The sequence below is a fragment of the Hydrogenophaga sp. genome, from assembly GCF_051858985.1.
GTDB lineage: Bacteria > Pseudomonadota > Gammaproteobacteria > Burkholderiales > Burkholderiaceae_C > Hydrogenophaga.
Genome location: NZ_JBHYGM010000004.1, coordinates 105,748 through 127,437, shown reverse-complemented (window position 1 = coordinate 127,437; position 21,690 = coordinate 105,748). Strand labels below are relative to the sequence as shown.

Annotated in this window: 26 protein-coding genes; 20 read left to right on the top strand and 6 right to left on the bottom strand. The window is 66.0% G+C overall.

Features of this window, described 5'->3' with window-relative positions:
* Window positions 1-44 precede the first annotated feature (44 nt).
* Genes ACTIEY_RS17615 through ACTIEY_RS17595 form a run of 5 tightly spaced genes read left to right on the top strand, consistent with a single transcriptional unit; the run spans window position 45 to window position 5,059 of the window.
* Window positions 45-947: a branched-chain amino acid ABC transporter permease gene (locus ACTIEY_RS17615; RefSeq protein WP_439520447.1), complete on the top strand. Its 903-nt coding sequence runs from the start codon at window positions 45-47 to the stop codon at window positions 945-947.
* A 1-nt stretch (window position 948) separates the two neighbouring features.
* On the top strand, window positions 949-1,977 hold the full coding sequence (locus ACTIEY_RS17610; RefSeq protein WP_439520446.1) for a branched-chain amino acid ABC transporter permease: 1,029 nt from the start codon (window positions 949-951) through the stop codon (window positions 1,975-1,977).
* Window positions 1,967-2,767 (top strand): ABC transporter ATP-binding protein, encoded by an 801-nt coding sequence (locus ACTIEY_RS17605; protein ID WP_439520445.1) that lies wholly within the window; start codon window positions 1,967-1,969, stop codon window positions 2,765-2,767. The genes ACTIEY_RS17610 and ACTIEY_RS17605 overlap by 11 nt, the downstream gene beginning before the upstream one ends.
* Window positions 2,764-3,582, top strand: coding sequence for an ABC transporter ATP-binding protein (locus ACTIEY_RS17600; RefSeq protein ID WP_439520444.1), 819 nt, complete (start codon window positions 2,764-2,766; stop codon window positions 3,580-3,582). Before ACTIEY_RS17605 ends, ACTIEY_RS17600 begins: the two co-directional genes overlap by 4 nt.
* A gap of 22 nt (window positions 3,583-3,604) precedes the next feature.
* Entirely contained in the window at window positions 3,605-5,059 is a 1,455-nt protein-coding gene (locus ACTIEY_RS17595; protein WP_439520443.1) for an aldehyde dehydrogenase, read from the top strand.
* A 20-nt stretch (window positions 5,060-5,079) separates the two neighbouring features.
* Here the strand turns inward: ACTIEY_RS17595 and ACTIEY_RS17590 are convergent, their stop codons facing one another.
* Window positions 5,080-6,066, bottom strand: coding sequence for a TraB/GumN family protein (locus ACTIEY_RS17590; RefSeq protein WP_439520442.1), 987 nt, complete (start codon window positions 6,064-6,066; stop codon window positions 5,080-5,082).
* 101 nt (window positions 6,067-6,167) lie between these two features.
* On the opposite strand from ACTIEY_RS17590, the gene ACTIEY_RS17585 reads away from it, so the two are divergent.
* Complete coding sequence (locus ACTIEY_RS17585; protein ID WP_439520441.1) at window positions 6,168-6,641, top strand: CreA family protein; 474 nt, start codon at window positions 6,168-6,170, stop codon at window positions 6,639-6,641.
* Here ACTIEY_RS17585 and ACTIEY_RS17580 read toward each other — a convergent pair.
* Window positions 6,619-7,281 (bottom strand): glutathione S-transferase, encoded by a 663-nt coding sequence (locus ACTIEY_RS17580; RefSeq protein WP_439520440.1) that lies wholly within the window; start codon window positions 7,279-7,281, stop codon window positions 6,619-6,621. The genes ACTIEY_RS17585 and ACTIEY_RS17580 overlap by 23 nt on opposite strands.
* Before the next feature lie 51 nt (window positions 7,282-7,332).
* On the opposite strand from ACTIEY_RS17580, the gene ACTIEY_RS17575 reads away from it, so the two are divergent.
* The 9 genes from ACTIEY_RS17575 to ACTIEY_RS17535 all read left to right on the top strand — a co-directional run bounded on the left by ACTIEY_RS17575 (window position 7,333) and on the right by ACTIEY_RS17535 (window position 16,066).
* Window positions 7,333-7,809, top strand: coding sequence for a hypothetical protein (locus ACTIEY_RS17575; RefSeq protein ID WP_439520439.1), 477 nt, complete (start codon window positions 7,333-7,335; stop codon window positions 7,807-7,809).
* Window positions 7,810-7,830: 21 nt separating this feature from the next.
* On the top strand, window positions 7,831-9,111 hold the full coding sequence (locus ACTIEY_RS17570; RefSeq protein ID WP_439520438.1) for a glutamate-5-semialdehyde dehydrogenase: 1,281 nt from the start codon (window positions 7,831-7,833) through the stop codon (window positions 9,109-9,111).
* 24 nt (window positions 9,112-9,135) lie between these two features.
* Window positions 9,136-9,411 (top strand): DUF2277 domain-containing protein, encoded by a 276-nt coding sequence (locus ACTIEY_RS17565; RefSeq protein ID WP_439520437.1) that lies wholly within the window; start codon window positions 9,136-9,138, stop codon window positions 9,409-9,411.
* A gap of 90 nt (window positions 9,412-9,501) precedes the next feature.
* Window positions 9,502-10,794, top strand: coding sequence for a glutamate--cysteine ligase (gene gshA, locus ACTIEY_RS17560; RefSeq protein WP_439520436.1), 1,293 nt, complete (start codon window positions 9,502-9,504; stop codon window positions 10,792-10,794).
* 132 nt (window positions 10,795-10,926) lie between these two features.
* Complete coding sequence (locus ACTIEY_RS17555; protein ID WP_439520435.1) at window positions 10,927-12,795, top strand: potassium transporter Kup; 1,869 nt, start codon at window positions 10,927-10,929, stop codon at window positions 12,793-12,795.
* 135 nt (window positions 12,796-12,930) lie between these two features.
* On the top strand, window positions 12,931-14,121 hold the full coding sequence (locus ACTIEY_RS17550; RefSeq protein WP_439520434.1) for a benzoate/H(+) symporter BenE family transporter: 1,191 nt from the start codon (window positions 12,931-12,933) through the stop codon (window positions 14,119-14,121).
* Window positions 14,118-15,065, top strand: coding sequence for a glutathione synthase (gene gshB / locus ACTIEY_RS17545; protein ID WP_439520433.1), 948 nt, complete (start codon window positions 14,118-14,120; stop codon window positions 15,063-15,065). Before ACTIEY_RS17550 ends, gshB begins: the two co-directional genes overlap by 4 nt.
* A complete protein-coding gene (locus ACTIEY_RS17540; RefSeq protein ID WP_439520432.1) occupies window positions 15,062-15,403 on the top strand; it encodes a VF530 family DNA-binding protein in 342 nt (113 codons plus the stop codon). Before gshB ends, ACTIEY_RS17540 begins: the two co-directional genes overlap by 4 nt.
* A gap of 204 nt (window positions 15,404-15,607) precedes the next feature.
* Window positions 15,608-16,066, top strand: coding sequence for a hypothetical protein (locus ACTIEY_RS17535; RefSeq protein ID WP_439520431.1), 459 nt, complete (start codon window positions 15,608-15,610; stop codon window positions 16,064-16,066).
* 45 nt (window positions 16,067-16,111) lie between these two features.
* Here the strand turns inward: ACTIEY_RS17535 and ACTIEY_RS17530 are convergent, their stop codons facing one another.
* Window positions 16,112-16,801: an extensin-like domain-containing protein gene (locus ACTIEY_RS17530; RefSeq protein ID WP_439520430.1), complete on the bottom strand. Its 690-nt coding sequence runs from the start codon at window positions 16,799-16,801 to the stop codon at window positions 16,112-16,114.
* Window positions 16,802-16,944: 143 nt separating this feature from the next.
* Between ACTIEY_RS17530 and ACTIEY_RS17525 the strand changes: the two genes are divergently transcribed.
* Window positions 16,945-17,502, top strand: coding sequence for a chlorite dismutase family protein (locus ACTIEY_RS17525; RefSeq protein WP_439520429.1), 558 nt, complete (start codon window positions 16,945-16,947; stop codon window positions 17,500-17,502).
* Window positions 17,503-17,586: 84 nt separating this feature from the next.
* On the top strand, window positions 17,587-18,084 hold the full coding sequence (locus ACTIEY_RS17520) for a VOC family protein (protein ID WP_439520428.1): 498 nt from the start codon (window positions 17,587-17,589) through the stop codon (window positions 18,082-18,084).
* Between the two features lie 7 nt (window positions 18,085-18,091).
* Here ACTIEY_RS17520 and ACTIEY_RS17515 read toward each other — a convergent pair whose 3' ends face one another.
* A complete protein-coding gene (locus ACTIEY_RS17515; protein ID WP_439520427.1) occupies window positions 18,092-19,219 on the bottom strand; it encodes a sensor histidine kinase in 1,128 nt (375 codons plus the stop codon).
* 126 nt (window positions 19,220-19,345) lie between these two features.
* On the bottom strand, window positions 19,346-19,543 hold the full coding sequence (locus ACTIEY_RS17510) for a hypothetical protein (protein WP_439520426.1): 198 nt from the start codon (window positions 19,541-19,543) through the stop codon (window positions 19,346-19,348).
* Between the two features lie 189 nt (window positions 19,544-19,732).
* On the opposite strand from ACTIEY_RS17510, the gene ACTIEY_RS17505 reads away from it, so the two are divergent.
* Window positions 19,733-19,993, top strand: a complete 261-nt coding sequence (locus tag ACTIEY_RS17505) for a hypothetical protein (RefSeq protein ID WP_439520425.1) — start codon at window positions 19,733-19,735, stop codon at window positions 19,991-19,993.
* A gap of 23 nt (window positions 19,994-20,016) precedes the next feature.
* Here the strand turns inward: ACTIEY_RS17505 and ACTIEY_RS17500 are convergent, their stop codons facing one another.
* Window positions 20,017-20,175, bottom strand: coding sequence for a hypothetical protein (locus ACTIEY_RS17500; RefSeq protein WP_439520424.1), 159 nt, complete (start codon window positions 20,173-20,175; stop codon window positions 20,017-20,019).
* A gap of 453 nt (window positions 20,176-20,628) precedes the next feature.
* Here ACTIEY_RS17500 and ACTIEY_RS17495 point away from each other — a divergent pair, with 453 nt between their 5' ends.
* On the top strand, window positions 20,629-20,883 hold the full coding sequence (locus ACTIEY_RS17495; RefSeq protein ID WP_439520423.1) for a ParD-like family protein: 255 nt from the start codon (window positions 20,629-20,631) through the stop codon (window positions 20,881-20,883).
* Window positions 20,883-21,674: a type I methionyl aminopeptidase gene (gene map / locus ACTIEY_RS17490; protein WP_439520422.1), complete on the top strand. Its 792-nt coding sequence runs from the start codon at window positions 20,883-20,885 to the stop codon at window positions 21,672-21,674. The genes ACTIEY_RS17495 and map overlap by 1 nt, the downstream gene beginning before the upstream one ends.
* The last annotated feature ends 16 nt before the right edge of the window (window positions 21,675-21,690 follow it).

The following is a 21,690-nucleotide window of genomic DNA, read 5'->3' as shown; positions in this document are numbered from 1 at the left end:
GCTCAGGGCGAACGGAGTTGTTTGTTCCCGGTGACTGAATCCGCATGTCCTTCTCCTCCTGGCTCGAACTCATCGCCTCCGGCCTCATCACCGGCGGCATCTATGCGCTGGTGGCGCTCGGGCTGAACCTGCAGTACGGGTTGATGCGCATCCTCAACATCGCGCACGGTGAATTCCTGATGGTGGGTGCGTTCGTCACCTGGATGGTGCAGACCTCGTTTGGCCTGTCGCCGCTCTGGATGATTCCGGTCTCGTTCGGGCTCCTCATGGCGCTGGGCGTGGCGGTGCACTGGCTGTGTTTCCGCCGGCTCACCGCCACGTCGCCCAACCTCGATGTGTTCGAGGCGCGTGGCCTCATGGTCGCCTTCGGCCTCATGTTCCTGGTGCAGAACTTCATCTCCTATGTGTGGGGTGGTGATCTGCGCGGCTACGACTTCCTCACGCAACCGCTGGCCATTCCCCTGCCTGGCGGCAGCGCGCAGTTCGCGGTCAACAAGCTCGTGGTGTTTGCGCTGGCGCTGCTGTTCTCCGGTGCGCTGATCGTGCTGCTGCGCATGACGCTGCTGGGCAAGGGCGTGCGTGCGCTGATGCAGTCGCCCACTGGCGCGCAGCTCGTGGGCATCGACACCAAGCGCTTGCACCCGCTCATGTTCGGCATCGGCCTGGGCCTCTCGGGCGTGGCCGGTTGCCTGCTGTCCATGGCCTACACCATCAGCCCGTCCATGGGCGAGCCCTACACCGTCACTGCGCTCATCGTCATCACCCTCGGCGGTTTCGGCAGCATGGGTGGCGCACTGGCGGGCGGCCTGTTGCTGGGGGTGATCGAAGCCATCGGCATGCACTTCACCAATCCTTCGCTCAAGGCGCTGTTGAGCTACGTGGTCTTCATCGGCGTGCTGCTGCTGCGCCCTGAAGGCCTGTTCGCCAGAAAAACAAGAAAAGCCTGAGATGAACTCGCGCCAATTCCTCATTCGCGACCTGCTGGTCCTCTTCGGCTTCACGGGCTGGTGCATCGCGTTGCCGGGTTTCGCCAGCGAGTTCGTGGTGTCCATGGCACTCACCTGCCTGATGTACGTGGCGCTGTCGTCAAGCTGGGCGCTGTTCTGCGGCACCACGCGCTATCTGTCGCTGGCCACCTCGGCGTTCTTCGGCATCGGCGCCTACACCAGCGCGCTGCTGCTGGAGACCGTGCCCTGGGTGCAGGCCATCGCGCTGGGGGCGCTCATCGCCGCCGCCGTGGCGGTGGTCATGGGCGCGGCCGTTCTGCACCTGCGCGGCACCTACTTTGCGGTGCTCACCTTCGGCATGACCGAGCTGATCCGCCATGCCATCAGCTACTTCGAGAAGAGCGTCACCGGCACCGTGGGCCGCGTGCTCATGGTGGTGCCCGACCGCGACACGATCTACTTCACCGTGCTCACGCTGGCCGTGGTCACCGTGGCCCTGTCCATCGGCATCCGCGGCACGCGCTTTGGCCTGGCCATGCTCGGCATCGGCGCCGACGAGCAGCGCGCGCAGACCCTGGGCGTGAACACGCGACTGGTGAAGATCGCCGGCTTCGCGCTCACAGCGGCGGTGGCTGGCGCTGTGGGCGCGGCCATGTCGGTGCGCTGGACCTACATCGACCCGCACACCGTGTTCAACCCCTTCATCGGTTTCCAGACCGTGCTGATCGCGCTGATTGGCGGCGCCATGACGCTCTGGGGCCCGCTGATCGCGGCCATCGTGTTCAGTGTGCTGGCCGAGACGCTGCGCCTGCAGGTGCCGCAGATCTACATGATGTCGCTCGGCCTGTTGCTGATTCTTTCGGTGCTGTACCTGCCCGGTGGTCTGGCCTCGCTGCGCACCGAGACCTTCCGCGCGTGGCGCGACAGCTTCAAGCTCTGGTGGAAAGACATCCGCGACGACCTGAGCGGCGAGACGAAGCGCAAGAAGCAGCGCGAAAAAGAGCAACGGGAGCGTCGTCATGTCTACTGAAGCCCTGCCTTTGCTCGACGCCCACGAAGTCACCGTGCGCTTCGGTGGTCTCACCGCCGTGGACGCGGTCAGCGCACGCTTCATGCCCGGTGAACTCGTCGGCATCATCGGTCCCAACGGTGCGGGCAAGACCACCTTCTTCAACGCCATCTCGGGCGTGACCAAGCCCACCAGCGGCACGATGAAGGTGCAGGGCCGCGAGCTGGCCGGCAAGGCGCCGCACCGCTTTGCCGCCAATGGCCTGGCGCGCACCTTCCAGACGCCCCGCACCTTTGGCGACATGCTCGTGCGAGACAACATCGCCTTCGGCCTCAAGTTTGCGGGCCGCCGACCGCGCAAGTACGTCTTCTGGGGCGAGGAAACCACGGTGCCCTGGGTGCTTCGCACGCCCGAGAGCATCCTGAACCTCATCGGCCTGTCCGCGCAGGCCGACCTGCCTGCCGCCGCCATCACGCCCTCGCAGCAGCGCCTGCTGGAGATCGGCATGGCGCTGGCCACGCGCCCGCGCTTGCTGCTGCTCGACGAAGTGGCTGCAGGCCTGACCGAATTCGAGCTGGAAGAGATGGCGCGCCTCATCCGCCGGCTGCGCGACGAGCTGGATCTCACCGTGGTCTGGATCGAACACGCGGTGACCACGCTGCTGCGACATGTCGAGCGCGTCATCGTGCTGCACCAGGGCCGCAAGATCGCGGACGGCACCCCGGCCGAGGTGGTGCGAAACGCCGAAGTGATCGAAGCCTATCTGGGCGACGAGATGAATGAATCCGAACCAGAGGGGGCCACCGCATGATGTGGTACCGCCAGACCCCGTTCGAGCTGGGCGGTGGCGCCCGCGCCCGCCTCAAGGTGGATGGCCTCTCGGCCGGCTACGGGGCGTTTCTCGTGCTGCGCGATGTGAAGCTCGACATCCAGCCCGGCCTGACCGTGGTGCTGGGCCCCAACGGAGCCGGCAAGACCACGCTGCTCAAGGCGCTCAACGGTTTGATCCCGCGCATGGGCACCGTGCTGCTCGACGGCGAGGAACTGGCCGAGAAGACGCACGAGATCGTGCAGGCTGGCGTGGCGCTGGTGCCCGAGGGCCGGCAGCTGTTTCCGCAGATGACGGTGGCCGAAAACCTCGAACTCGGCGGCTGGCTGGTGCCCAAAGCCGAGCGCGCGCGCCGGCTGGAACAGGCCTTCACCGACTTTCCCAAGCTCAAGGAACGCGCCTCGCAGATGGCCGGCACCATGAGCGGCGGCGAGCAGCAGATGGTGGCGGTGGCGCGCGCCATGATGTGCGCGCCGCGCCTGCTCATGCTCGACGAACCCTCACTGGGACTCGCGCCGCGCATGGTGGACGAGCTGCTGGCGATTGCCCGGCGCATCGCCGACGCCGGCACCACCGTGCTCATGGTGGAGCAGAACGTGAAGAAGGCACTCGCCGTGGCCGACCGCGGCTATGTGCTCGAACGCGGCACGCTGGTGGCCAGCGGCCCGGCCAGGCTGCTCGCCCGCTCCACCGTGATCCGCGAGGCTTACCTCGGCGCCGACAAGGACCCCGCCACCGGCACCACCAGCGCGGCCGATGCCGTGAATCGACGCAAAGCTTTGGCCACCACGGCCTGAACACCCTCAAGGAGAAAATCCCATGTCCGACATGTCCATGCTCATCAACGGCCTCAAGGTCACCGCCGAAAAAGGCGCGACTTTCGAACGCCGCAACCCGCTCGACGGCAGCGTGGCCACGCGCGCGCCCGCTGCTTCGCCGGCCGACGCCGTGATGGCGGTGGAAGCCGCCGCCGAAGCTTTCCGCACCTGGAGCGAGACGGGGCCCGGCGAGCGCCGCGCGCTGTTGCTGAAAGCGGCCGACGCGCTGGAAGCCAAGACGCCGGCGTTCATCGAAGCCGTGTCTGCCGAGACCGGTGCCACCGGCATGTGGGGTGGCTTCAACGTGTTCCTGGCTGCCGGCATGATCCGCGAGGCCGCGGCGCTCACCACGCAGGTGGCCGGCGAAGTGATTCCATCCGACGTGCCGGGCTCGCTGGCCATGGGCGTGCGCCAGCCGGCTGGCGTGGTGCTGGGCATTGCGCCGTGGAACGCGCCCATCATCCTGGGCGTGCGCGCCATCTGCGTGCCGCTGGCCTGCGGCAACACGGTCATCCTCAAGGGCAGCGAGAACTGCCCGCGCACGCACCAGCTCATCATCGAAGCGTTCCAGGAGGCGGGCTTTCCGCCCGGCGTGGTGAACTACATCACCAACGCCCCGGCCGATGCCGGCGCCGTGGTGGAAGCCATGGTGGCCCACCCGGCCGTGCGCCGCGTGAACTTCACCGGCTCCACCAAGGTCGGCAAGATCATCGCCATGACCTGCGCCAAGTACCTCAAGCCCGTGGTGCTCGAGCTCGGCGGCAAGGCGCCCATGGTCATCCTGGACGACGCCAACATCGAAGACGCCGTCAACGGCGCGGCCTTTGGCTGCTTTGCCAACAGCGGCCAGATCTGCATGAGCACCGAACGCCTCATCGTCGACGAGAAGATCGCCGACGAGTTCGTGAGGAAGTTCAGCGACAAGGCCAAGGCCCTGCCACTCGGCGACCCGCGCAAGCCAGAACCCGTGGTGCTCGGCTCGGTGATCGGCATGGGCACGGTGGATCACTGCAACGCGCTGATCGACGACGCGCTGGCCAAGGGCGCCAAGCTGGTGTGCGGCGGCAAGGCCGACACCACGCTCATGCCGGCCACCGTGCTCGATCATGTGACGCCCGCCATGCGCATCTACCACGAAGAAACTTTCGGCCCGGTGAAATGCGTGGTGCGCGTCAAAGGCGTGGAAGAAGCCATTGCCTGCGCCAACGACAACGAGTATGGCTTGTCTGCCGCCGTGTTTGGCGGCGACATCGCCCGAGCCTTCAACGTCGCCCGCAAGATCGACAGCGGCATCTGCCATGTGAACGGTCCCACCGTGCACGACGAAGCGCAGATGCCGTTTGGCGGCGTCAAGGGCTCGGGCATCGGCCGCTTCGGCGGCAAGGCCGGCATCGCCGAGTTCACCGAACTGCGCTGGATCACGCTGCAGACGACGCCGCGGCACTATCCGTTCTGAATCCGGGATGCCGGCCCAGCTTACTGAAGCGACACGCGTTCCACCGTGAATCCCCGCTGCGCCAGCAGCGTGGTCAGGCTTTGCGGTCCCGTCATGTGCAACAGGCCCACCGCCGCGAAAAGGCGTTGTCCTTGCGCATGCAGATGTTCGATGCGCTCACTCAGGTAGGGGTTGCGGTCGTCATTGATCCGGCGAACGGCGGCGCGGTCGTCGGCGGTGCTGATGCATTCGCACCAGTCCTCATACCGCGCAACCGTTTCCAGGTCGCCTTCAGCCCATGCCTGCGCAAGTCGGCCAATGACACGTCGCGTCAAACCCGATTCCAGCTGGGTCAGTGATTGGTCCACCAGGCGCGCCATCTCGCTGGGCTCTGCCGGTATCAGCGCTTGAAGTTGGATTTCAGGCGTTTCCAGAGCGATCACCGGCAACTTCCTGGCCCGCGCAAAACCCGTGAGCACGTGTTCGATGCCGAAGCCCGGATCCAGCCCGACCCATCGCGCGTCCATGCCTCCGAGCGCCGTGACCTGGAGCACTGGGTGCAGGGCCGTCAGGGATTCGGGCGGTAGGCAGGCCGCGACGATCTGCTTCAATAGCCGTGCCTGCAGTTCGACAGGGGTTGGCGACTGCACCGCTTGCAACTTCGCCAGGGTCGCCGGGTCACTGATGTCCAGTTCGAGCGCCAGCGCGTCCACCTCGAGCAGGGCCTGCCTCAGCTTCACACCAGGAACAGCCCATTCCAGCTTGCCGAGGTGCAGGGTGCCGTACAGCCAGGAAGTCCGACCATCGCGGCTGATGCGCCACAGCACGCCTCGGTCCCTTGCCCGATCCCGGGCCGACTGGAGTTGTTGGGCGGTGGGGACCGTGGCCTGCGGAGGACAGTTGGCCTGTGCTGACCCGGGTGCCAAGTTTTGTGCACTGAGCGTGAGGATCGGAGAAAGCAGCGTCAACGCGATCAGGCGGCGGCAGAAGGCCAGGAAACTGGCCTCGGGCAAGGGGAGCGGTTTCATGAAGGTTCGAGGCGGAGTGGCGTTGCGAGCGAAGATGGCGAGCTTACCTGCGGCGCACCAGCACCCGCGACAATGGGGCCCCACTTGTTTGAAGGATTTCCATGCGACATCTTTTCCGTCTCGTGCTTTCGGTGTCGCTGCTTCTGGCCGCCACCGCCCACGCCGAAGAAATCGGCTCCGTCGACACCGTCTTCAAGTTCATCGGCCCGGACCACAAGATCGTGGTCGAGGCCTACGACGATCCGGGCGTGACCGGCGTCACTTGTTTCATCTCGCGCGCCAAGACTGGGGGCATCAAGGGCGCCTTCGGCCTGGCCGAAGACAAATCGGAGGCGTCGATTGCCTGCCGGCAGGTGGGCCCCATTGCCATTGCCAAGCCGGTCAAGGAGCAGGAAGAAATCTTCAGCGAGCGCACCAGCCTGATCTTCAAGCGGTTGCGCATCGTGCGCATGGTCGATGCAAAACGCCACACGCTGGTCTACCTCACGTATTCCGACCGGGTGATCGAAGGTTCGCCGCAGAACTCGGTGACGGCCGTGCCGGTGGACCGCGCTACGCCGATTCCGCTGCGTTGAAGCGCGGAAACTTCGTGGCCTTGCCGGCGGGCAGCTTGACCATGGTCGTTTCGAACAAGGGCTGAGACAGCCAGTTTGAAAGCCAGGTCCTCAGGGCTGGCAAGGGCAGTGCGCCAAACCAGTCGGGCTCTACCGCCGCGAACTGGCGCACGAACGGGAAGACGGCGATGTCCGTTGCGCAAGGGATCTCGCCGCCCAGCTGGGGCGAGATTTGCAACCGCGCTTCGATGGGGACCAGAAGGGCTTGCACCGCCGCATCGCGCTGCAGCGTCCGGTCTGTTTCGTCGAAGCGCTCGGGGTATATGTAGCGGTCCAGGTGGTGCTTGAAGCGGCCATCGCATGCGGTCAGCAGCTCCTGGTGGGCCGGGCTTTGCGACCGCATCCACCACTGGTCCGGGTCGTTCACGCCGAACGCCCATTGCATGATCTCCAGACTTTGTTCCAGCACGCTGCCATCGGCGAGGGCAAGCACGGGCACCGTGCCCTTGGGCGACAGTGCCAGCATCGCGGCCGGCTTGTCGCGCAAGACAATTTCATGCGCGTCGAATTCGATGCCCGCCACCAGCAACGCCATGCGCGCACGCATGGCGTACGGGCAGCGCCGGTAGCTGTAGAGCAGGGGTGCGGTCATCGAGGTCATGACAGGTCATTACATCGCAATGGTGCTGTTCTGCCTGTAACCTCGACACCCATGACATCCGAAACTCAAGAACCCATTCACGAAGACCGTCTCTGGAGCGACGGATCCTGGACCGCCCGCGTCATCAAGAACGATGACGACGATGGCTGGGCCGTGGCCATGCACCTGGACGGCGCCACCGAGCCCGCGCTGGTCGGGCCCTGGACCATGGGCCGCGACAAGAAGAACCCCAAGCCGCTGGACACGGCGGCCTTCAATACCCTGGTGAAGACCGCGAAGGAAGTGATCCGCCGTTCCGAACAGCAGCTGCACGCGCAGTTGAACAAGAACGTGACGGTGACGACCGATGGGCGGCGCGTCCGCGTGGCGCTGGCGATCGTGCCCGATGAAGAGGGCGCCACCGCCACGCTGAGTGCCCATGACGAGTTCGATGCGGAACTCGCCCGTGTGCCGGTGCCGCCCACCTACAAGCTGACCGTGGACAACGCCCAGGCGTGGATTGCCGCCGGCTTCGAGCGCCCGCGCTGAACCTCTGCGAAAATCTCCGGCATGAACGCGACCAACACCACCGAACTCATGCACACCCTGGGCCAGCAGGCCAAGGTGGCGTCGGCGCTCATGGCCAAGGCCAGCGCGTCCACCAAGCTGGCGGCGCTGCGCGGCCTGGCCGCCCTGCTGCGCGCCAACGTCGACGCCTTGCAGGTGGACAACGCCAAAGACCTCGAGCGCGCCCGCGCCAACGGCCTGTCCGAACCCATGGTGGATCGCCTCAAGCTCACGCCCAAGGTCATCGAGACCTGCGCCCAGGGCTGCGAGCAGCTCGCGGCCATGCCCGACATCATTGGCGACATCACCGGCATGAAGCAGATGCCCAGCGGGATCCGTGTGGGGCAGATGCGGGTGCCCATCGGTGTGTTCGGCATGGTCTATGAAAGCCGCCCCAACGTGACCATCGAGGCGGCTTCGCTGTCCATCAAGAGCGGCAATGCCGCCATCCTGCGCGGCGGCTCGGAGGCCATCGAGTCCAACCGCGCGCTCAGCCGCCTGGTGCAACGCGCCCTGACCGACGCCGGCCTGCCCGCCGACGCGGTGCAGCTCGTGCCCACCACCGACCGCGCTGCCGTGGGCCAGCTCATCACCATGCCGCAGTACGTGGACGTGATCATCCCGCGCGGCGGCAAGGGGCTGATCGAACGCATCAGCGCCGAGGCCAAGGTGCCGGTGATCAAGCACCTGGATGGCAACTGCCACACCTACGTGGACGACCCCTGCGACATCGCCATGGCGGTGAAGGTGGCCGACAACGCCAAGACCCAGAAGTACAGCCCCTGCAACGCGACCGAGAGCCTGCTGGTGGCGCGCGGCGTGGCGGCTGATTTCCTGCCGAAGATCGGCGCGATCTATGCGGACAAGGGCGTGGAGATGCGCGTGTGCGCTGCCTCGCGCGAGCTGCTGGCGGGGCTGAAAGGTGCCAAGCTGAAGGACGCGACCGAAGCCGACTGGTCCGAGGAATACCTGGCACCCGTGATCAGCATCAAGGTGGTCGAGGGCGTGGACGAAGCCATTGCCCACATCAACCACTACAGCAGCCACCACACCGACGCCATCCTCACCATCGACCACGTGCACGCCCAGCGTTTCCTGCGCGAGGTCGATTCGGCCAGCGTGATGGTGAATGCGAGCACCCGCTTCGCTGATGGATTCGAGTTCGGGCTGGGTGCCGAGATCGGCATTTCCACCGACAAATTCCACGCGCGCGGCCCCGTGGGCGTGGAAGGCCTGACCTCGCTGAAGTACGTCGTGCTGGGCGAGGGTGAAGTGCGCGGCTGATTCCAGACCGGGAGGATCTTGGCCATGTGCCGGAACATCAAGACCCTGTTCAACTTCGAGCCGCCGGCCACCGAGCTGGAAATCCGCGACGCGGCGTTGCAGTTCGTGCGCAAGCTCAGCGGTTTCAACGTGCCGTCCCAGGCGAACGAGGCTGCGTTCGACCGCGCGGTGGAGCAGGTGGCGGACTCGGCGCGTGAACTCATTCAGTCGCTGCGCACCAACGCGGAGCCGCGCAACCGCGATGTGGAAGCGACCAAGGCCCGGGCCCGATCAGCGGCCCGATTCGGCACGCCGGGCTGACGCCGGTTTTGCCGGGTGACGCCTTGAAATGGCCGTCATCCGGCCCCATTACACTGACTGCCTCCCCCAGCAGTCCTACCCCACCCTACTATGGTTCCGCACCTCGTCACCGCCCTCACGGGCCCCATCAACGAGCTCGAACAGCGCATCCTCGAGTCCACGCCCGTGATCGAGCGCTGGTTCCGACTGGAGTGGATGGAGCACACGCCGCCGTTCTACAGCTCGGTGGATGTGCGCAACGCTGGCTTCAAGCTGGCGCCGGTGGACACGAATCTGTATCCCGGCGGCTGGAACCACCTCACGCCCGAGATGCTGCCGCTGGCGGTGCAGGCGGCCATGGCCGCCATCGAGAAGATCTGTCCGGAAGCCAAGAACCTGCTGCTGGTGCCGGAGAACACGAAGGACATCTTCTACCTGAGCAACCTGGCCCAACTGCAGCGCATCTTCTACATGGCCGGGCTCAACGTGCGCCTGGGGTCCATCTCCAACGACATCAAGGCGCCCACCACGATCGAGCTGCCCGGCGGCGAAAAGGTGGTGCTGGAGCCGTTGATCCGCAGCAAGCGTCGCCTGGGGCTGAAGAACTTCGATCCCTGCACCATCCTGCTCAACAACGACCTGAGCGCGGGCGTGCCGGGCATTCTGGAAGACCTGCACGAGCAGTACCTGCTGCCGCCGCTGCACGGCGGCTGGGGCACACGCCGCAAGAGCCACCACTTCAAGGCCTATGAGGAAGTGTCCAAGCGCTTCGGCAAGCTGCTCGGCATGGATCACTGGCTGATCAACCCCATGTTCAACCAGTGCGGACAGGTCGACTTCAACACCGACGCCGGACTGGATTGCCTGCGCACCAACACCGACGCGCTGCTCGGCAAGATCCGCCGCAAGTACAAGGAATACGGCATCAACGAGAAGCCGTTCGTGGTGGTCAAGGCCGACAACGGCACCGGTGGCATGGGCATCCTGACCGTGCGAGACGCCAAGGACATCGACAACCTCTCTGCCAAGACCAAGGCCCGCATGGCCGAGACCAAGGGCGGACAGGAAGTGCACGAGGTCATCATCCAGGAAGGTGTGCTGACCAACGAGCGCATCAACAGCGCCGTGGCCGAGCCGGTGGTCTACATGATGGACCGCTACGTGGTGGGCGGCTTCTACCGCGTGCACGCCGACCGGGGCGTGGACGAGAACCTGAACGCGCCGGGCTCGAGCTACGTGCCGCTGGCGTTCGAGCAAAGCGCGCAGTTGCCCCAGCCCGGCGTGAAGCCCGGCGCCAGCGTGCCCAACCGCTTCTACATGTACGGCGTGATCGGCCGCCTGGCCATGCTGGCCGCCAGCTACGAACTGGAAGCCACCGACCCCGACGCCGAGGTCTACGAGTAAGTTGCTGCGGCGCAACATTTCCGCCGACGCTCCGTTTTAGACCACTGAGCCCACAGACAAGCCGGGGTGGGCGGGCGCAAAATCGCGTTCCCCCGACAACCGAACCCCGTGCCGACAGGCCGGGGTTGTTTTGTGTCAGCTTCCAAGTCGTCACTGGCGGCGCTCACCCTGGGCGCCATTGGCGTGGTCTACGGCGATATCGGCACCAGCGTGCTGTATGCCGTCAAAGAGGTGTTTGGCTCCGGCCACGTCCCTTTCACCCACGCCAACGTCTACGGCGTCCTCTCCATCCTGTTCTGGACGCTGACGGTCATCGTCTCGCTCAAGTACGTCTCGCTCGTGCTGCGCGCCGACAACAACGGCGAGGGTGGACTCATCGCCATGCTGGCACTGGCTTCCACGGCGGTGAAGGACCGGCCGGCGCTGCGCCAGGGCCTGCTGGCCGTGGGCATCTTCGGCACCGCCCTGTTCTATGGAGACGGCGTCATCACCCCCGCCATCTCGGTGCTTTCGGCGGTCGAGGGCCTGGAAGTGATCTCTCCGCACTTCAAGCACTACGTGGTGCCCATCACCCTGCTGGTGCTGTTTGCCCTGTTTGCCGTGCAGAAGCGCGGTACCACCGGCATCGGCCGATTCTTCGGTCCCATCACCCTGACCTGGTTTGTCACCATCGCTGCGCTGGGCGTGGTGCAGATCATCGACCACCCCGAGATCCTGGGTGCCCTGAGCCCGCTGCACGCGCTGCGCTTCATGTGGGAACAGCCTGGCACCACCTTCATCATCCTGGGCGCCGTGGTGCTGTGCGTGACCGGCGCGGAAGCGCTGTACGCCGACCTGGGCCACTTTGGCAAACGCCCCATCCGGCTGGCCTGGTTCCTGGTGGTCATGCCGTGCCTCACGCTGAACTACTTCGGCCAGGGCGCGCTGCTGCTGGCGCGGCCGGATGCCGTGAAGAACCCCTTCTTCAACATGGCGCCCGAGTGGATGCTGCTGCCTCTGGTGATCCTGGCCACCATGGCCACGGTGATTGCCTCGCAGGCACTCATCACGGGCGCGTTCAGCGTCACCAAGCAGGCCATCCAGCTCGGCTACCTGCCGCGCCTGAAGGTGCAACACACCAGCGTGCGGCACACCGGCCAGATCTACATGCCGTTCGTGAACTGGGGCCTGTTCGTGGCCATCGTGCTCGCCGTCGTCATGTTCAGGTCGTCCACCAACCTCGCCGCGGCCTACGGCATCGCGGTCACGCTGGACATGCTCATCACGACGGTGCTCACGTTCTATGTGATCCGCTACAGCTGGAAATATCCGTTGTGGATGTGTCTGGCCGCCACCGGATTCTTCTTCCTGGTCGATCTGGCCTTCTTCAGCTCCAACCTGCTCAAGCTCTTTGCCGGTGGCTGGTTCCCCCTGCTGATTGGCGGAGCGGTGTTCACGCTCATGATGACCTGGAAGCGCGGCCGCGCGCTCATGACCGAAAAGCAGCACGCCGAGTCCATCGAACTCGAGAGCTTCCTGGATGCGCTGTTCATGGCCCCGCCTGTGCGCGTCGAGGGCACGGCGGTGTTTCTCACCGCCGACATCGGCACCGTGCCCAACGCCATGCTGCACAACCTCAAGCACAACAAGGTGCTGCACGAGCAAAACCTGTTCGTGACCGTGCGCAGCCACGAGGTGCCCTGGATCGGGCTGGAGAAACGCCTGCAGATCGAGCCCTTGGGCCACGACTGCTGGCAGGTGGTGGTGAACTACGGCTTCAAGAACGACCAGGACCTGCCCGAGGCGCTCTCTGCCATGCGCGGCCGCGGCTGCGAGGTCGGCCCCATGACCACCAGCTACTTCCTCTCGCGCGACGTGGTGGTGCCCACCATCGGCAGCGGCATGGCGCCGTGGCGCGAGAAACTGTTTGCGCAGATGCACCACAACGCCAGTGGCGCGGCGGAGTTCCTGAATCTGCCGAGCAATGCGGTGATCGAGCTGGGATCGAAAGTCGAGATTTAGACCCCCCGCGCCGCCTGCGGCGTCACCCCCCAGGGGGCGTCACCTGCGGCCTGGCGAAGCCAGTTCCGCGGTGACACTGGAACAGACCCCGCGCGCAGCGAAGCGAGGGGAATCCCCCCGCGGCACAATCGCGCGATGTCTTTTTTTCGCGATGTCAACCTCTCCGCCGCCACCGCCGGCTTTGTCGCCGTGCTGGTCGGGTTCACCAGTTCGGTGGCCATCGTCTTCCAGGCCGCGCAGGCCTTTGGTGCCACGCCCGAGCAGATCACCTCGTGGATGTGGGCGCTGGGGCTGGGCATGGGACTGTGTTCGGCCGTCCCTTCGCTGATCCTGCGCCAGCCGGTGATGGTGGCGTGGAGCACGCCGGGTGCGGCGGTGCTCGCCACAGCCGGGCTGGCCGGGGGCTTCACCATGGCCGATGCCGTGGGCGCCTTCCTGATCAGCGCCGCGCTGATCGTGCTGGTCGGTGCCACCGGCTGGTTCGAGCGCGTGATGAACCGCATCCCCATGGCCATCGCCGCCGCGTTGCTGGCCGGCGTGCTCGCGCGCTTCGGCCTGCAGGCATTCGACGCAGCCAAGACCGAGCTCGCCCTGGTGGTGCTCATGCTGCTGGCCTACCTGCTGGGGCGGCGCCTGCTGCCGCGTTACGCCGTGCCCATCACGCTGCTGGTGGGCGTGGCCTGGGTAGTGGCCCATGGGCAGTTCAACGCCAGCGCGGTCACTTTCGAACTCGCGGTGCCCGTGTTCACCGCGCCGGCCTTCAGCCTGGCCGCCTTCACCAGCCTGGCGCTGCCGCTGTTCGTGGTCACCATGGCATCGCAGAACCTGCCCGGCGTGGCCGCCATCCGCGCCGCCGGCTACGACATGCCGATCTCCCGCATCATCACCCTCAGCGGCGCGGCCACGCTGGTGCTCGCGCCCTTCGGTGCCTTCGCGCTCAACCTGAGTGCCATCACCGCCGCCATCTGCATGGGGCCGGAGGCGCACGCCGACCGCGACAAGCGCTACACCGCCGCCGTGGTCTGCGGCGCGCTGTATGTGCTCATCGGCCTGTTCGGCGCGGCCATCACCGGTTTGCTCATCGCATTCCCGCGCGAGCTCGTCATGGCCATTGCCGGCATTGCGCTGCTGGGCAGCATTGGCGGCGGGCTGCATGCGGCGCTGAAGGACGAAGCACACCGCGAGGCCGCGCTCATCACCTTCCTTGTCACGCTCAGCGGCGTGGTGATTGCCGGCATTGGCTCGGCCTTCTGGGGTGTGGTGGCCGGCGCGGTTGCGCTGTTTGTGCAACAGTACGGGCTCAAAACCTCGAAGCCACCTGAATGAAAAAGATCCTCATCGTTGCCGACCCGCTCGAGTCCTTCAAGATCTACAAGGACACCACCTTCGCCATGATGCGCGAGCTGCAGAGGCGCGGCCACACACTGGCCACCTGCGAGCCCGAGCAGATGCAATGGCAGAGTGGCCACCCGGTCACCGCGCTGGCGCGCCATGTCACGCTCACGGGCGATGCGCACGCCTGGTTCAAGACCACCGCCGAGGTGCGCGATCCGCTGCACAGCTTTGACGCCGTGCTCATGCGCAAGGACCCGCCCTTCGACAGCGAGTTCTTCTACGCCACCCATCTTCTGGAACAGGCCGAGCGCGAAGGCGCGCGGGTGTTCAACAGCCCCCGCGCATTGCGCGACCACCCTGAAAAACTCGCGCTCATGGAGTTCGCTTCGTTCGCGCCGCCCACGCTGGTGACGCGACTGCCGGCCGCCATCCGGGCCTTCCACGCCGAGCACAGGGACATCATCCTCAAGCCGCTGGACGGCATGGGCGGCATGGGCATCTTCCGCGTCGGAGCGGATGGCATGAACCTGGGTTCCATCATCGAGACCCTGAACCAGGGGGGCAGCACCAGCGTGATGGTGCAGCGCTACCTGCCGCAGATCGTGGACGGTGACAAGCGCCTGCTGGTCATCGGTGGCGTGGCCGCGCCGTTCTGCCTGGCCCGCATTCCGCAGGGCAGCGAGATCCGCGGCAACCTTGCCGCCGGGGGCAAGGGCGTGGCCATGCCGCTGACGGACAGCGACTGGGCGATCGCCAGGGCCATCGGTCCCCAGCTCGCCGAGCGTGGGCTGTTGCTGGTGGGGCTGGACGTGATCGGTGACAAGGTGACCGAGATCAACGTCACCAGTCCCACCTGCTTCCAGGAAATCCAGCAGCAGACCGGCTTCGATGTGCCCGCGATGTTCGTGGACGCGCTGGAGAAGGCGCTGGCATGACCGAAGAGGACGACCGATCGGCCGCCGCGCCGGGCCGCCCCCAGCAAGGCCAGCCCCCATCGGGGGCAGCGACCCGCGAAGCGGCGGAGCGTGGGGGCGCCGATGTTCAGCCGCGCAACCCGTTGCACGGGATCACGCTGGAAGCGATCGTCACCGCGCTGGTCGACCACTACGGCTGGGACGGACTGGGTGAGCGCATCCCGGTACGTTGCTTCAACATTGATCCCAGCGTGCCGTCGAGCCTGCGATTCCTTCGCAAGACGCCGTGGGCGCGCGAGAAGGTGGAGGGGCTGTACCTGTTCATGCTGCGCGAGGAACGGCGCGCTGGCCGCGGTTGAGTCTCGGTGTTGCATTAGCCGCGCTACACAGAGGCGAATTGAACTAACTCAACGCTGCAGAAGCGCGAATCGGGAAGGCCTGAAGCGGGTGAAGCGTGGTTCGGCTGTAAGCTCCGGCCGCCTTCCGAAAGACGCGACCTGCTCGCGACACAGGGCCCTGCGCCACAAGCGCCTGGCCGACCTTCCCTGAATCAACTCTCTGCCATGCCCACCTGCAAACTCGTCCTGATTTCTGTCGTCGCGTTCCTCACGGCCTGTGCCGCCCACCAGGCCCCATCGCCCGCTTCTCCGCCCGCTGCGACACCGGCCGCATCCGGCGCTGCGGCCTCCTCCGATTCCAGGACCGTCCCGTCGCGCGACGGTTCATACCAGGGTGAGATCACCGGCCAGGCTCGCCCCGGCAGCAAGTTCGCCCGACTGCAGGTCGGCATGAACATGGAAGAAGTTCAGACCGTGCTGGGGCGCGCGCCCGACCGGCTGCACACCTACGAATCCGGCAAGCGCTGGATTCCTTTCTATTTCGGCAACGACGCGCGCCGCATGCAGGTGCTCTACAAGGGCGAGGGTTGTCTCATCCTCACGGGGGGCAACGTCTGGGGTGGGGCTGGTGGTGACCTCGTCAGCATCCACCACGACGCCACGGGCGCCTGCTACCAGCCCTGAGGCTCACCGATCCACTCACCGGTGGCGCGGGGCCCGGGCCGCCACTCAGCGGCAGATTCGGTAGGGCCCCTGGTCCAGGTGAAAGTGGTCGCGGTGCGCCGCGTTGTAGTCGGGCCCCAGGGTTCCCCGGAAGAACCGGCAGGCACCGTCGCGCACCTCGCGCAGAAAAGCGGCCTCGGGGCCGTCGGCCGTCCAGTGGTTCACCAGGGTGATCTGCCGCCCATTGCGCAAACGGAACCCGGCCACGTCGAAGGCGTTGGCGCTGGCGTGCTGGCTGCGCCGCTCGCCCTCGCCGCGTGCGCTGCGCACATTTCGGCAGGCGTAGCTGCCGAAGTGTTCAACCCGCGCCACCGGCTGACCGAAATGCGCCTGCGCAGCGGGTTGCAGCGCATGTCGCTCCCACATCACGAGCGACAACGCCGCGCTGCAGGTGAGTGTGAACGTGGGCGCGAAGCGCTCGTCCGACACGCGCACCGCCCCTTGCCAGCCGCAACCGTCGCCGGTGTCGTCCACGCCGATGTGCGCCAGTGTGGACGCAGCCAGCGCGGCGCGGCACAGCGCGGGTTCGGACGACGCGCGCTGCAGTTTGTGACCGGTGAGCCAGTTCGGTGCTTCGGCCACGTTCAGAGGCGCCCACGGATTCCAGTGCGGTGGCACCACGACGCGGCCACTGTGAACGGCCCAGGCCGCGACACCTGCGGCGAACAACAACAAGGCCAGCAGGAGTCGGGTCACTCGGACTTTCTATGGAGGGATGGAAGGGAAGCGACGGCACAGGGCCACTGGACGCTGGAGCCCCGCGGCCGGCGGAAAGTTCACCTGACGTGGCACGAATCCCGCTTGCCGGTTTGGAAACTGTTCCACCCAGGATGCTGCCCATGCCCCCTCCGCTTCTCGTGAGTTTCATTGCCGGCGATGCCGGCGCCTGGACCATCGACCAACTCACGCCCGTCAGGGGCGAAGCGCTGGCCCTGGCTGCGCGGCTCGACGTGTTGGAGGGTGCCGGGTCCGCGCCCGCACCGGACGCGATCTGGCAATTGCGCGGCACCACCAGCAACCTGCGCTACACGCTCCGCAAGGAAGCGGCGGCGCTGGCGGCGGTGCAGGAAGGCCTGGGCCGCGCCCAGGCCACGTGCGCGGCTCTCATTCCCATTCGCAAGAACGAGGCGTGGTGGGCGCTGGCGCAGGACGAGCGACGCGCGATCCTGGAAGAACAGTCGCGCCATGTTGCCCTGGGCATGGACTACCTGCCCGCCGTGGCCCGGCGCTTGCACCACTGCAGGGACATCGGCGAGCCTTTCGATTTCCTGACGTGGTTCGAGTACGCCCCGCAGGACGCGAACCGGTTCGACGATCTGGTGGGAGCGCTTCGCGAAACGCCTGAGTGGAACTATGTGGACCGTGAGGTGGACATCCGGCTGAGCCGGGCAGCCTGAAGGCGGCTGGTCGTCGGCGGCCTCCTACAGACGGGCATGGAACACGCTGCGTACCATGGAAGCGTCCGAAATCAGGAGACGCCCATGGCCACTGCCATCCCCCGCAACACCATCTGCCTCTGGTACGACGGCGCGGCGCTCGACGCTGCGCGGTTCTATGCCGCCACGTTTCCCGACAGCACGGTCGGTTCGGTCCATCTCGCGCCAAGCGACTATCCGGCGGGCAAACAGGGCGACGTACTCACGGTGCAGTTCACCGTGGCCGGCATTCCCTGCATCGGGCTCAACGGTGGAGACACCTTTGCGCACAACGAAGCCTTCTCCTTCCAGATAGCCACCGACGACCAGGCCGAGACCGACCGCCTGTGGAATGCCATCGTGGGCAACGGGGGGCAGGAGAGTGCGTGTGGCTGGTGCAAGGACCGCTGGGGTGTGAACTGGCAGATCACCCCGCGCGTGCTCACCGAGGGCATGGCCGATCCCGATCCCGCCGTGGCCCGGCGGGTGTTCGAAGCGATGATGACCATGCGCAGGATCGACATTGCCACGATCGAGGCGGCGCGACGCGGCGCCAGCGCTTAACGGGTGGCTAGAGCGTGTGGCGCGGCAGGCGCATCGTGAACACGCAGCCTTCGCCGGGCACGTCACGCACCGTCAGGCTGCCACCGTGGGCCTGCACCGTTCGCCGCGAAATGGACAGCCCCAGCCCCAGGCCGCTGCGGTCAAAGCCACCTTGCGTGAACGGCTTGAACATCGACTCGGCGAAGCCCTTGAGCAACCCGCCGCAGTGGTCCTTGACGTCGATGGCCACGTGGTCGCCGTCGGCGTAGGCGTGCAGCGTCACGCTGGTCCCTGCGTGGGTGAACTTGAAGGCGTTCATCAACAGGTTGGTCAAGGCGGCGAGCAGGTGGTCGCGATTGCCGGTGATGCCTAGGCTGGCGTCCACGTCGGGTACCTCAAAAGTGCAACCCCGGGCGTCTGCACCGAGGGTGCCCACGTGCCGGGCGTCCGCAATGAACGCCGCCAGCGAGAACACGTGGGTGGGCCCTGGATCGACGGCGTTGGCCCGCACGTCACCCAGCGCGCGCTCCAGCAGGTCCGACATGTTCACCATGCTGCGCTTGACCAGCGCGCCGGTGGAACCCCCCACGGGCACCACGCCGCATTCGATCGCGGTGAAGCCAAGCACGGTCACGTGCAGGAAATTCCGCAACTCGTGCACCAGCACGCCCAGACGTTCGTTTTCTTCGGCCTGGAACCGCTGCGTCGTGGAAGCCTCCCGCAGGGCGCTGAACGCCGTCATGGCATCGGCGATGGCGTTGTCAAGGCACCGGTTGAGGGTGCGGAACTGGTCAATGGAAAAAGGCGCATCCCTCTCCACGGCCAGATCGGTGATGGCCTGGCACAGATCGCCGTAGTCGTGCACCACCTCGTCCACCGAATAGCCCAGTCGCAACAGTTCCTTGCCATGGGCTGCCGCGCTCACCCCGATCTCTGACAACGCAAGGGCATCGCCCCCCGTCGCTCCGGAAATGCGTTCGCCTTCGGCGAGGTCGCCTGCCGCTTCGGCCTCCAGGGTGCTGGTCAGCTGCTGCAGGAAGAGCGGGATGCCGTTCGCGAGTTGTTCACTCGTCGCGCCCCTTCTCGGACGCTGGGCCACCTTGGCCTTGCAGCGCTCAATGAGCTCTTCGCGGTTGTTGGTCAGGAAACGATGCATGGCCGGGCGTTCTCTCGGTTGGACCCGCGTGCCCAGGCACGCTGGAAGGAAAGAAACATCAGCCCAGTTTCGCCCTCCTGCCAGCGTCGCGATGTACGTTACCGAACATAGCCACTCTCCGGTGCTTCAATCCGGCGTCTTTTCTCCGCTGGGCACCGGTGCCGCTTCGTCGGGCACCTTCGGTGTGTCGGACGCGTGGTGCTCCTTCACCGTCTTCTTGCCCAGTTGCGGCGTCTTGTCGGCGCCGGGGGCGATTTCCTCGCCGCGCTTGTTCTTGTCGTGGCGCACCTTCTTGTCGTGCGCAATGTCGCGAGGGTCGGTCATGTCATGGGTCCTTGGTGATGAAGATTCATGGTCGGGCAAAGGGCTCGCTCGGTTGGTAGGACAACAGGCCGTTGGGCCACCGGTCATCCGGCGGCCTCGGCATCCGGCTGTTTCTGTGATCGAGCGCACAGTCCTGCGTGCTCGTCCCGCCTAGGCTGGAGCCTCTGTTTTGCAGAAGGAGCTCCACCCATGTCCACCGACCTGACCCACTGGTTCACGATCGATGCCAACGGCACACCCTCGCGGGAGGGTGTTTACGAAACCACCGGCCTGGGCATCCCTGGCGAGAGCCACAGCGTGCTGCAGCACGGTTATCGGTACTGGGCCGAGGCGGGCGGATGGGGCGACCTGGGCTCAACGCCCGATGCGGCCGAGTCCGCACGGGACCACAAGCCCGTGTTCCCGTTCACCGTGCGCCACTGGCGGGGCCGCACGCTGCCACCCGCCTGAGCGAGCGACAGGTCCGGGCAGGTTCAAGCGTCACCGCCGCGAACCTTGCGGTCCACGTCGGCAATGGGGCGCTCGGGCCGGTTGCCGGCTCGGGGACGCCCGGTGCTTGGCGGCACCGCAGGCTTCTTGCCGGGATGCTCAGCGGGTTTGACCGCAGGCTTGGCCTGATTCTGGCTGGCCATGCGCTTACAGCGCGTCGCGCCGCGGATTGGGCGTGCGCATCAGTTCGATGATGCCGGCCAGCAATCCAGCGCCGAGGATCCAGAGGGGAATGAGCGCACCTGCTAGGGAAAATGTTTCCATGGAAGTCTCCTTGATGACCGATGGTGGTCGATGGGTGAATGAGGCCCATCCAGGGGCAAGCTGCGTGCCTGCGTGGGCGCCCGCGTCGTCCCTGTCCTACACCCGGCTGTCGCCACGGCTGACGCGCTGGGGCGAGCCGCGCAGCTACGATGAGTTCACAGCCAAGCACCAAGGAGTAACACCATGAACACCATCATCTACATCGTCGGCCTCGTCGTGGTCATCGGCTTCATCCTGAGCTTCTTCGGTCTGGGCTGATCTCACCGGCCAGATGGCTGGCCCGCGGCCTCTGAGCGTAAACAATACGTATACGTTTCATATAGAGGTCTGCCATGGGCATTGTGAAGATATCCGACCTGATGCACGAGAACCTGCGGGTCGCAGGTGCGGCGTTGAGCCGTTCCATCAACTCGCAGGCCGAGCACTGGATGCGGGTGGGGATGCTCGCCGAATTGCACCCGGAACTTGATCACCGGGAAATCTGCCAGATGCTCGTGCGAGCCGAGTTGGCGGGTGGCGTCGAGATTGCCATGGCGGTCACGCCTGCCAACGGCAAAGCACGACTGCCCGCCACCGGCAGACGCTAGTGGCGAAGGGCGTTGCCATCCGGTCGGCGGCCGAGATCGAGATGGCAGGACGGGCAGGCCGCCTGGCTGCAGAAGTGCTCAGCGTCGTTGCCCCGCATGTGGCGCCCGGTGTGAGCACCGAAACGTTGGACCGCATCTGCCACGACCATATCGTGAATGTGCAGGGGGCCATCCCGGCCAACCTCGGCTACCACGGCTATCCCCGCACCATCCTCACCTCGGTGAACCACGTGGTCTGCCACGGCATTCCCTCGCCCGACCGCATCCTCAAGAAGGGTGACATCGTCAACATCGACGTCGCCGTCAACAAGGACGGCTGGTTTGGGGACACCAGCCGGATGTTCGTGGTGGGCGAAACCAGCGTTCTCGCGCGTCGACTGGTGGACACGACCTACGAGGCCATGGTCGCGGGCATCCGGCAGGTGAAACCCGGTGCCACGCTGGGTGACATTGGCCACGCCATCCAGACCGTCGCGCATCGCGAGCACTTCAGTGTGGTGCGCGACTACTGCGGCCACGGCATCGGTCAGACTTACCACGACAAGCCGGATGTGCTGCACTACGGTCAACGTGGCGAAGGGATGACGCTTGAGGCCGGAATGGTGTTCACCATTGAACCCATGCTCAATGCAGGCAAGCGCGACACCCGGACACTGGCTGACGGCTGGACCGTGGTCACCAGGGACCGGTCGCTGTCGGCCCAGTGGGAGCACATGGTGGCGGTGACGCCCACCGGGTATGAGGTGCTGACACCGTGGCCGGACGACGCCGGTGCGTATGTGATGCCTTGAGGGCGCTGCCTCAACC